Source organism: Streptomyces durbertensis (assembly GCF_014156695.1).
GTDB lineage: Bacteria > Actinomycetota > Actinomycetes > Streptomycetales > Streptomycetaceae > Streptomyces > Streptomyces durbertensis.
This window is the reverse complement of sequence record NZ_WMLF01000178.1, coordinates 1-10,287: the sequence shown is the minus strand read 5'-3', so window position 1 is coordinate 10,287 and position 10,287 is coordinate 1. Positions and strand designations below refer to the sequence as shown.

9 protein-coding genes and 1 riboswitch are annotated in these 10,287 nt (G+C 73.4%); of the genes, 1 reads left to right on the top strand and 8 read right to left on the bottom strand.

Features of this window, described 5'->3' with window-relative positions:
* Positions 1 to 191 precede the first annotated feature (191 nt).
* A complete protein-coding gene (locus GL263_RS13855; RefSeq protein WP_182855993.1) occupies positions 192 to 857 on the top strand; it encodes an HAD-IA family hydrolase in 666 nt (221 codons plus the stop codon).
* A 7-nt stretch (positions 858 to 864) separates the two neighbouring features.
* Here the strand turns inward: GL263_RS13855 and GL263_RS13850 are convergent, their stop codons facing one another.
* The 8 genes from GL263_RS13850 to GL263_RS13815 form a co-directional block, all read right to left on the bottom strand.
* Positions 865 to 1,749: an ECF transporter S component gene (locus GL263_RS13850; protein WP_323379387.1), complete on the bottom strand. Its 885-nt coding sequence runs from the start codon at positions 1,747 to 1,749 to the stop codon at positions 865 to 867.
* Positions 1,746 to 3,371: an ABC transporter ATP-binding protein gene (locus GL263_RS13845; protein WP_182855991.1), complete on the bottom strand. Its 1,626-nt coding sequence runs from the start codon at positions 3,369 to 3,371 to the stop codon at positions 1,746 to 1,748. Before GL263_RS13845 ends, GL263_RS13850 begins: the two co-directional genes overlap by 4 nt.
* Positions 3,368 to 4,690 carry an energy-coupling factor transporter transmembrane component T gene (locus GL263_RS13840; protein WP_182855990.1) on the bottom strand — a complete coding sequence of 441 codons (1,323 nt, stop codon included), beginning with the start codon at positions 4,688 to 4,690 and terminating at the stop codon, positions 3,368 to 3,370. The genes GL263_RS13845 and GL263_RS13840 overlap by 4 nt, the downstream gene beginning before the upstream one ends.
* Entirely contained in the window at positions 4,687 to 5,319 is a 633-nt protein-coding gene (locus GL263_RS13835; RefSeq protein ID WP_438947955.1) for an SCO2322 family protein, read from the bottom strand. Before GL263_RS13835 ends, GL263_RS13840 begins: the two co-directional genes overlap by 4 nt.
* A gap of 107 nt (positions 5,320 to 5,426) precedes the next feature.
* On the bottom strand, positions 5,427 to 6,731 hold the full coding sequence (locus tag GL263_RS13830; protein ID WP_182855989.1) for an SCO2321 family membrane protein: 1,305 nt from the start codon (positions 6,729 to 6,731) through the stop codon (positions 5,427 to 5,429).
* Between the two features lie 138 nt (positions 6,732 to 6,869).
* Positions 6,870 to 7,020: riboswitch (cobalamin riboswitch) on the bottom strand.
* Between the two features lie 75 nt (positions 7,021 to 7,095).
* Positions 7,096 to 7,683: a hypothetical protein gene (locus GL263_RS13825; RefSeq protein ID WP_182855988.1), complete on the bottom strand. Its 588-nt coding sequence runs from the start codon at positions 7,681 to 7,683 to the stop codon at positions 7,096 to 7,098.
* On the bottom strand, positions 7,680 to 8,969 hold the full coding sequence (locus GL263_RS13820; RefSeq protein ID WP_182855987.1) for a DUF7224 domain-containing protein: 1,290 nt from the start codon (positions 8,967 to 8,969) through the stop codon (positions 7,680 to 7,682). Before GL263_RS13820 ends, GL263_RS13825 begins: the two co-directional genes overlap by 4 nt.
* A 4-nt stretch (positions 8,970 to 8,973) precedes the next feature.
* A complete protein-coding gene (locus GL263_RS13815; RefSeq protein ID WP_182855986.1) occupies positions 8,974 to 9,720 on the bottom strand; it encodes an ATP-binding cassette domain-containing protein in 747 nt (248 codons plus the stop codon).
* Positions 9,721 to 10,287 lie beyond the last annotated feature (567 nt).

Here is a 10,287-nt window from a genome sequence, read left to right as displayed (position 1 = left end):
GGGCCGACTGGCGCCGGAGGGGCAGTTTTTTGTACAGTGACGGAACAAAGTGGTTCCGCCCGTTCCCGTCACCTGACAGACGGGATTCCCTGACCGGCGGGCGGAGCCACTGGGTTCGCCGCGTTCCCACCGCGAGCGCGCGCCGCGCCCGCCGGGCAACCGCCTCCCGCCACCAGCGATTCGGAGCACCCATGACCGACGCCGCCTTTGTCGAACTCCCCGCCCGCGCCCTGCTGCTCGACATGGACGGCACCCTGGTCAACTCCGACGCCGCCGTCGAACGCGTCTGGCGCGGCTGGGCCGCCGAACAGGGCCTCGATCCGGCGCGCGTCCTGGCTGTCGTCCACGGTCGGCAGGGCTACGCCACGATGGCCGCACTGCTCCCGGACCGCCCCATGGAGCTGAACCACGAGGACAACCGGCGGCTGCTCGCCCAGGAGACCGCCGACACCACCGGCATCGTGGCCATCCCCGGCGCCGCCGCGTTCCTGGACGCGATCAGCGCCGTCCCGCACGCGCTGGTCACCTCCGCAGACCGGGCGCTCGCCGAGGCCCGGATGACGGCGGCGGGGCTGCCGATGCCGGTGCTGCGGGTCACCGCCGAGTCGGTCACCGCCAGCAAGCCGGACCCGGAGGGCTTCCTCAAGGCCGCCGCCGACCTCGGGATCCCGGCGGCCGACTGCGTCGTGCTGGAGGACAGCGAGGCCGGCGTCAACGCCGGACTGGCCGCCGGGATGCGGGTCCTGGGCATCGGCGCGCGCGCCCGGACACTGGGCGCCACCGCCTGGGTCCCCGACCTGACGGCCGTCACGGTCGTGCGGGGCGCCGAGGGCGTGGTGCTGCGGCTGGCGGGCTGACCGGCCCCTACTGTCGGCCGGTCTTGTCCCGGCCGCTCTCGGCTCGTTCGGCGAACGTCACCGGCACGTCGAAGGCGGCACGCCGTGTCGCGCGCCGCAGCGCCCGCAGCACCACCGGGCCGAGTGTCAACGTCAGGACCACGGTCAGGGCCGCCCTCGGCAGGTCCCAGCCCAGCGATGTCGCCAGCCAGTACGCCACAAAGCGCGCCAGGTTCGCGGCGAGCGGGTCACCCGGCACAAACGAGATGCCGCTGCCGAGACCCGCGATGTACGTCCAGCCCTGCAGGTTCATCACCAGGCCGTAGCCGACCGACGCCACCGCGCCGTACGCGGCGATCAGCAGCAGCTCACGGCGACCGCGCAGAGTGTCCGCGCCCGGCAGCAGACCGGCGCCCATCGCGACCCAGCCCATCGAGAGCATCTGGAACGGCATCCACGGCCCCACGCCGCCGGTCAGCAGCGCGGACGCGAACATGCAGACCGCCCCCAGCACGAACCCGAAGCCCGGCCCCAGCACCCGCCCGGCGAGGACCATCAGGAAGAACATCGGCTCCAGCCCGGCCGTGCCCGCGCCCAGCGGGCGCAGCGCCGCCCCGGCGGCGGCGAGCACGCCCAGCATCGCGATGGACTTCGCGCCCAGACCGGTGTCGGCGATGGTGGCGACGACCACCGCGATCAGCAGCGGCAGCAGCGCGGCGAACAGCCAGGGGGCGTCCCGTGAGTGGGCGAGCCCGGACGCCGAGTCGGCCAGCAGCGGCCAGCCGAACGCGGCGACGCCGATCGCGGACACCAGCGCGAGCGCCACCGCCGAACGCGGCCCGAGGAGGACCGCCCGCGCCTGCCGGTCCGGCGTCGCGCCGGCGCGCGTGCCGGCGCCCGCGCCCGTGTTCACGCGGTCACCTCCAGCGCGCTCCTGACCTGCGGCACGGTCAGCCACGGCTGCGGCGCGAGGATCTTCGCGACCTGCGGCGCGAACGCCGGCGAGGAAACGACCACCTCCTCCGTCGGACCGTCCGCGACCACCTCGCCCTGCGCCAGGATCACCACCCGGTGCGCCAGCTCCGCCGCCAACTCCACGTCGTGGGTGGCCAGCACGATGCCGTGCCCCTTCACCGCCAGCCCACGCAGTACGTCCACCAGACGTGCCTTGGCCGCGTAGTCCAGCCCGCGCGTCGGCTCGTCGAGCAGGATCAGCGGCGGCGCGGCGGTCAGCACCACGGCCAGCGCCAGGGCGAGCCGCTGCCCCTCGGAGAGGTCGCGGGGATGGATGCCGTCGGCGATGCCGGGCAGCAGTTCGGCGACCAGCGCCCGGCAGGTGCCCGCCTCCGCGTCCGCGTCCCGGTCGGCGGCGGCGCACTCGGCGGCGACGGTGTCCGCGTACAGCAGGTCCCGGGGCTCCTGCGGCACCAGGCCGACGTGCCGCAGCAGTTCGGCCGGCCGGGTCCGGTGCGGGACGAGGCCGCCGACGGCCACCGAGCCGGCGGCCGGCGGGTGCGCGCCCACCAGCGCGCCCAGCAGGGTGGACTTCCCGGCGCCGTTGCGTCCCATCAGCGCGACGGTCTCGCCCGCGCCGACCCGTAGCGAGACCCGGTGCAGCACGTCCCGCCGCCCGCGCCGCACCGCGAGCCGGTCCGCCTCGGCGACCGCGCCGCCCTCGGCGCCGCGCCCTTCTTCCGGGCGCTCGGCGGCGGGGGAGTGGCCGGCCAGACGTTCCCGCAGGTCACCGGCGCGGCGGCGGGCATCCCGCACCGACAGCGGCAGCGGGGACCAGCCGGCGATCCGGCCCAGCTCCACCACCGGCGGCCGGACCGGGGAGACCTCCATCAACGCGGCCGGATCGCCCAGCGTGGGCGGCTCGCCGGGACCGGGCAGCAACAGCACCTGGTCGGCGTACTGCACGACGCGTTCCAGCCGGTGCTCGGCCATCAGCACCGTGGTGCCCAGGTCGTGGACGAGGCGCTGGAGGACGGCCAGCACCTCCTCGGCGGCGGCCGGGTCCAGCGCGGACGTCGGCTCGTCCAGCACCAGCACCCGGGGGTGCGGGGTGAGCACCGAGCCGATCGCCACCCGCTGCCGCTGCCCGCCGGAGAGCGAGGCGATCGGACGATCCCGCAGCTCCACCAGGCCCAGCAGGTCCAGCGTCTCCTCCACCCGGCGCCGCATGGTGGCCGGCGGCAGCCCCAACGACTCCATCCCGTAGGCGAGTTCGTCCTCGACGATGTCGGTCACGAAGTGGGCGAGCGGGTCCTGCCCGACGGTCCCCACCACGTCGGCGAGTTCGCGCGGGCGGTGGGTGCGGGTGTCGCGGCCGTCCACCGTGACCCGGCCGTGCAGGGTGCCGCCGGTGAAGTGCGGGACAAGCCCGGAGACGGTGCCCAGCAGCGTCGACTTACCCACCCCGGAAGGGCCGACGAGCAGCGCCAACTCGCCCTCGGGGACGGTCAGGTCGACGTCCCGGATCACCGGTGCCTCGTTGCCCTCGTAGCGGACGGACACCTGCTCGAAGCGGATCACGGCTTCCTCTCCCGGTCTCCCGGTTCCTTTTCCACGGCCCGGCGGCGGCCGGTGTCGGGGGTCGACGGGCCCGAGCTCCCCGCGGCCGACGGGCCCGAGGCCCCAGCGGTCGACGGTCCCGAGTTCCCGACCCGCTCCGGCACGGGCGCCAGCACCGCCGGCAGCAGCCCGACCAGCACGCCGAGCGTCGCTGCCAGCGGCAGCGTCGGAGCCGTCAGCGGCACGGCCGGCGGATGGGCCGCCGCCGGGTCGGCGGCCGCCGTCCAGATCATGACCGCCGCCACCGCCACCCCCGAGCCGCCGACCAGCCAGGCCCGCGCCCCGAACCGGTCGGGGCGGTAGCGGGTGCGGACCGCGCGCCGGCCGCCCAGCCGCAGGCCGGCCATCGCCGCCGCCAGTCCGAGCAGCAGCAACGGCAGCCCGAACCGGGCGCCCTCGGCGGCGAGCAGCGCGTACGTGCCGACGCACACCCCCAGCAGCCCGCCGAGCGTGAGCACATGGGTGGTCAGCCGCACCCGGCGCGGCACCCGCGCGCTGCGCCCGTACCCCCGGGCGTCCATCGCCGCCGCGAGCGCCACCGAACGCTCCAACGCGCCCTCCAGCACCGGCAGCGCCACCTGGAGCACCGCCCGCACCCCCCGGTCGTTCCGGCCGCGCAGCCGCCGCGCCGCCCGCAGCCGCTGCACGTCGGCGACGAGGTTCGGCGCGAACGTCATCGCGACCACCACCGCCACCCCCGCCTCGTACAGCGCGCCCGGCAGCGACTTCAGCAGCCGCGCCGGGTTCGCGAGCGCGTTCGCCGCGCCCACGCACACCAGCAGCGTCGCCAGCTTCATGCCGTCGTACAGCGCGAACAGCAGCCCCTCGGCCGTCACCGCGCCGCCCAGCCGCACGCCCTGCGCCCAGTCGGGCAGCGGCACCTCGGGCAGCGTGAACAGCACTTGCGTGCCGGGGATCGGCGAGCCGAGCACCACGGCGAACAGCAGCCGGATGACCAGCACCAGCAACCCCAGCCGCAGGAACGTCCCGTAGGAGCGGGACCAGGGCGCGTCCCCGCGCCGCGCGGCCACCACGTAGCCGGCGACCGCCACCAGCAGGAGCAGCAGCAGCGGGTTGGTCGTCCGGGACGCCGCCGTGGCCAGGCCCAGCGCCCAGATCCACCAGGCGCCCGCGTGCAGGGCGTTCGCCCGGGTCTCACGAGGCGCGAGCAGGGCGCCCAGCCGATACCGCGCGCCCGGCGCACGCCCGTCGTACGTGCCCGTGCCCGTGCCCCGCCCGGCCGGGCCGCCGTCGTACGTGTCGGAGGTGCGTCCGCTCATGACCGGCGACGCCGTACCTGCCACACGGCCCCGCCGGCCAGCACCACAAGCACCACCCCGCCGAGCCACAACGGCACGCCGCCGCCACCGCCGTCCTGTCCGTCGTCCTTCCGGCCGCGTTCGCCTCCGACGGCGACGCGTTCACCGCACCCCGTGCGGGGGTAGCCGGCGATCGCGCACAGCAGCGCCGACGAGTCGTAGCGCAGCGGCGGCGCGACCGCCGCCAGGGCGTCGGCCGCGCTGGCCTCCGGCGCCACCACGGCGCACTCCGCGCGGCGCGCCGGCGGTGTCTCACCGGCCGGCGCGTCCGCTCGGGTACCCGGGTCGACGACCAGCGCCACCCGCTTCCGGCCGTCCTCCGCCGCCGTGTCGCCGCAGACCGCGGCGAAGTCGGCCGGGCCGCGCGGTGTCGTCGCGTCCGCCGAGTCCTCGCTGACCGCGAACCGGAAACCGACCACCGCGCCGTCCACCGGGCGCAGACTCGCCGGCCCCTGGGTGGCGTACCGCCACTCGCCGCCGTCCCGGTCCCAGGTCCAGAACGACCAGTAGCGGTAGCCGGAGTCGGCGGCGGCCGTCCCGGCGGCGCCGAACAGCAGACCGGCGACGGCGGCCAGCACAAGGCCGACCACCGCCGTCCCGCGCCCGACCACCGCCGTCCCGCGCCCGACCACCGCCGTCCCGCGCCCGGCCACCGCCGTCACGCGGCCCGTTCCGCGACCGGCCACCGCTCGCCGCCTCACTCGTCCTTGCCCGACCCGGCGTCGCCGCTGCCGCCCTGCTGCTTCTTCTTCCGCAGGCTCATCAGCAGCCCGATGCCGACACCGGCCAGCACGCCGACACCGAGCAGCCACATCACCGGCGCGGCGGAGTCCTTTTCGGCCGCGTCCGCCTGGTCACCGTCGCCGTCGGCCGGCTTCGCCGCTTCGGCGGGCTCCGGGCCGGTGGCGTTCAGCCGCTCGAGGAGGTCGACGCCGCCGAAGTCGGCCGGGTTGCCGCCGGACGCGTGCACGGCGAGTACCAGTTGACCGAGCGCGGCCGGGTTGTCCTCGACGCCCGGCCACTTGCCGTAGTTGGTCTCCAGCCAGCCCAGCGGCTGCTCCGCCGCCTTGAGGTGACCGCCCTGGGCGAGCGCGAGGGCGGCCTGCGTGGTGGTGCCGAAGTCCGGCTGGTCCTCCGAGCCGGGCATCGACGAGTCCAGCCGGCCCTCGTTCGCGTCCAGCGCCCGGACCAGGTACGCCGAGGCCGCGTCCGCGACGTCGGCCCGCGCGTAGCGGTCGCCGGCGCCGCAGGTCGGCGCCTCGACGTCGATGTTCTCCGCTGCCGGCGCGTCCTTGGCGACCGACGCGAGCCCGGCACCGCGCGCCGCGACGGTGGCGGCGACGGTCGCCAGGTCATTCGGCGCCAACGCGTCGTCCTCGCCCGGCTGGTAGGCGAACGCCCCTCGCTCGGCGGCCTTCGCGTCGCAGCCCAGCTGGAACGAGTCGAGTGCGTCGTACGGGGACCGGTCACCGTTCTTCGACCGGACGTCCTCCGGCTTCTCCCCGGCCGCCGCCAGCGCGCCGACGACGATCGCGGTCGAGTTGGCGTCCGAGGCGCTGCCGGGGTTGTAGCCCCAGCCGCCGTCCTTGTTCTGCACGGTCTTCAGCCAGGCCACCGAGTCCTTGACGACCTCGCCGTGCCCGCCGAGCACCGCGAGCGCCTGCACGGCCAGGCCGGTGGCGTTGGTGTCCGCCGCCAGCTTTGCCGGGCACGGCTCGGTGCTGTCCGCGCGGTAGGCGGGGAACGCGCCGCCGTCGCACTGCTGCTCGGCGAGCCAGTTCACCGCCTTGCGGGCCGGCACGACACCGGCCGCGTCCTGCGCCAGCAGCGCCGTCGACTGCCGGAACACGCCGTCGTACTGCGGGTCCGCCTTCCCGTACAGACCGGACGGGAGCTTCGGCGACGGCGACTCGTCCGCCACGGCGGCGGGTGCGCCGAGCGCGCCCGCCGTGCCCAGTACGACGGTCGTCGCCAGTAGCGCTGCGCTGCGACGCAGGAACATCTTGATGCCTTTCGTGAGCGGCCCCGGGGGCGTCTCCCGCCGCCCGCCGCGCCCACGCGCACCGGTACACCGGGCTCAGCCTCCGCAGACCTCGACGGTGCCGGACACCGCCCGCGGCCACGCCGCGCGCCGGCTCCGGGAGCCTTGTCCGTCACGCGGGCGTTCCGGCTCACGGCCCCCGGGACGCGCCCGGGTCCGCTCACGGCTGCGGGTCAGCGCCGGATTTCCACCGGCTTCCCCCACGTTCGGACGGGTTGTTGCACCCGACACGATAACCGCCGCCCGACTTCAGGCCCGGCGACGACCCCCGCCGAGGGAACCAGGAGGGGGACATGAACCTCGCACGTGGGGAGCTCCGCCCCCGTCACCCGGGGGTCTCGCGCGGGCGCAGCAGGACAGCGATCAGCCCGAGGCCGAGCAGAAGGAAGGCCTGGAGCAGCGCCAGTACCGAGTTGGCAGGGTGGAGTGGCCAGGCCCAGGGCTGAGCGACGCCGCCCGTGCGCCACCCGGCCGCCGCGCACACCAGTGGTACGGCTGCCGAGAAGGCGACAGCCGCCCTCAACCCCGCCACAGGTCGAAGGAGGAGCGCGACACCGACGTATCCGGTGGTGTTACGGGCCATCTCGATGACTGCCGAGTCCGCGCCGAGCAGGTGGGCGGCAGCGGTCGCCCCCCAGACCATCGTGACCCAGACCGCGACCCATGCCACCATGCGTACCGCACCAGACCGGACCGCCGTGTACTCGGTCCGCGGATCCCCTCGGTGAACGCCGTGCAGAATCAGTACCGCGGGAAGCAGGGCGACCAACTCGGCGACGACAAACTGCCCGGCCTGCCCGGTCAGGGCGGGAACCGGAATCTCACGCGTACCGATGGTGACCGCCACGAACAACGCGACGGCAGTCGCGGTCGCCGCGCCCAGCGCGCCCCACGCCTTGATCCACCAGATCATCGCTTGGCTCCCGGAAGCTCTGCGGGATCAAGCACGGGCTTCGTGTGACAGCTGGCGAGCGCGGAAGTGTTCCGTTCGAACCACTCCCGCTGAACACGCCGGGGATGCTCGGCGACCTTCAACGCCAACGCACGTGCCTCGTCAGCGCTTGTGTCTTCCTCTGGAAGGGGCAACCGGGTGGCCCGACCAAGCCACTCGGCCATGGCAGGAAGGACCGCCGCCGCTGGATACGGATCACCGCTCCTGGCGCAGGCAGGCACCGCAGGCACCACCGACCACACCGTCGACTCGATGATGTCCGCCCGCTGGTAGCCCCTCTCCACGCGCACCCGGAGCACTCGCGTGTCCGGTGTCGTCGAAGCCGACGTGGAGACCGTGGCCGGCACGCGGAGGCCGGCGGTTGTCAGACGGCGGTGAGCCTCACCCACCGCAGAAATGATCTTCTCCTGCTCAGGCGCGAGCTCCGGCCACAGGCACACTCTCGGCGCCTCCCCTGAGCAGATGAGCTCGTCGTCCGGGCGTGCAGCGGTTGATGCTGCCAGACCGGTGTCCCACACCAGCGCGGAAGCGGCCAGCACACCTGAAGCCGTGATGACGACGGCGCATGCCACTGCGGCAACTCTGTGACGCATGGCAAGAAGCAGACCGGTGGCCACGACAAGCGTGATGGCGACGAGCGAGGCGGAGGCGACCCCACGTTCCCCGGGAACGCTCTCCAGCAGGCAGCAGCTTGTGAGGTCTCCACCTATCAGATGGCGAAGCCACAGCGGTTCCATGGCCGGCGGATACGCAGACGTCACAAACCCGACGACGGACGCCACCGGAACCGCGACGAGCGCGGGTACCACTTGTGCCAGCGCGAAGCCTGCCAGCGAGAACGCGGTGATCAGCAGCAACCACACGGCGACTATGGGCAGGGCGCGGCCGACATTTCCCGTCCCGGGAGCGGACACCGCCGCGACCACCATCACCGCGGTCGCCATGGCCGTCGCGCCCATGGCGATGACCGGAAGCAGTAGATGGAGGGCGATCCGGAGCGGACCTCGTGAGGGCGCAAGCATGGGGAGCTTCCCACGCCGCACCCGCGTGCCTTCCCAGGCTCCGGATCCCGCGCACACGGCGAGGACGAAGGACAACGCGAGTGTCGCGTCGCCGACGACTGCAGGCCAGTAGCCACGGGTGGGATAAGCGGTCAGGTCATCTCTCAGAAGCAGGACCACAAACGCCGCGAGGAGAGGGGTCATCCAGGTCGCCGAGGATGACCGGAGCCAGGTGGACGTCCGCATGCGCTCACACCTCCCTGCGGATCATGCTCAGATACGCCGACTCCGCACGGCGCCCAGCGACGGCCTGAGGGTCGGCGTGCCACAGGAAGCCGGGGACGTTCCCCTGGTACCGCACCTGCCCGGAGTCCAGCACGACGACCTCGTCGTAGAGCTCGTCAAGGTCTTCGGTCTGGTGGGTGGAGACCACGACGGCCACCTGGCCTCGAAGAGAGTGCAACAGGTCACGAAAGACCTGTCGCTGCGAGGGATCGAGCCCCGCGGTGGGTTCGTCCAGGAGAAGCAACTCCGCTCCGTGGACAAGGGCGCCGGCAATGCCCAGGCGCCTCAGCTGCCCGCCGGACAGCTGGTGGGACTTGCGTTGGGCCAGCGACGAGAGGTCGACTCGGGCGAGAGCGCCCCGCGACTTCCGCCAGGCGTCCGACCGGTTCATGCCCTTGAGCCAGCCGACGTAGGCGGCCTGTTCGCGCACGGTCAGGCCGGGTATCGGCGTGACGTCCTGTGGTAGCCAACCGACGACGCGACGGTACGAAGCACGGCTTCGCCGCCCGGTGGGCGAGCGCCCGTTCCAGGTGACGGATCCGGCGTCAGGAGAACGATAGGAGGAGGCGATGCCCAGCAGCGTTGACTTCCCTGCGCCGTTGGGGCCGAGCAGCACAGTACAACCGGCGGCGAGCTCAGCGCCGAACCGGTCCAGGACGGGCGGCGCCTTGCGGGTGTACGAGTAGGTGCAACGGTCGAAGACCAGTGTCACGGGTCGTGGTCCTTGGTGACGTGGGGAGTGGCGTTGACACACACTGCGGACGCCGGCAACCCGGTCATGGTTGCCGGCGTCCGCGTCGGCCCGACGTGAGGACTCAGCGTCAGTCCGCCACGACTTGATGCAGGTCTCCCGCGCAGCCTCATAAGTGCCCTTGTGCGCCTGCGTTGGTGCGGCAAGTGCCCCACTGAATCTGGCAGTTGAACGTGGCAGTCGTGATGGTGCTGCAGGATGCGGGGTCTGCTGCAGGGAGGCGTTCTCCGATTGCAACGAGCTGCGGCGTGCCGGTTCGGGGGCGTTGCGTGAGAACGGGAACTGAGTAGCTCGGATGTAGTGGTGTGAGTAGATGAGTCGAGTAGCGCTGTCGTTGGTCAGCTCCGCTCCTGGCGCCTCCCGCTATCAAAGGTCCCGGCTTACTCGCTTTGGTGAGTCAGCCGGAAGGTGTGCCGTCGTGTGACAGCGTTTACTGAATGGCGTGTCTCTGTCTCTGTGATGGCGATCTAGCGGTCAGCGAAGAGCATGTTTCGAGGCGGATTCGGCATGCCCGGTCTGGTTCAGGGG

Bases quoted from the DNA above. Each gene is read 5' to 3' on its own strand.
- GL263_RS13855 (WP_182855993.1), top strand. From the start codon at position 192: ATGACCGACGCCGCCTTTGTCGAACTCCCCGCCCGCGCCCTGCTGCTC.
- GL263_RS13840 (WP_182855990.1), bottom strand. From the start codon at position 4,690: ATGAGCGGACGCACCTCCGACACGTACGACGGCGGCCCGGCCGGGCGG.
- GL263_RS13830 (WP_182855989.1), bottom strand. From the start codon at position 6,731: ATGTTCCTGCGTCGCAGCGCAGCGCTACTGGCGACGACCGTCGTACTG.
- GL263_RS13825 (WP_182855988.1), bottom strand. From the start codon at position 7,683: ATGATCTGGTGGATCAAGGCGTGGGGCGCGCTGGGCGCGGCGACCGCG.
- GL263_RS13820 (WP_182855987.1), bottom strand. From the start codon at position 8,969: ATGCGGACGTCCACCTGGCTCCGGTCATCCTCGGCGACCTGGATGACC.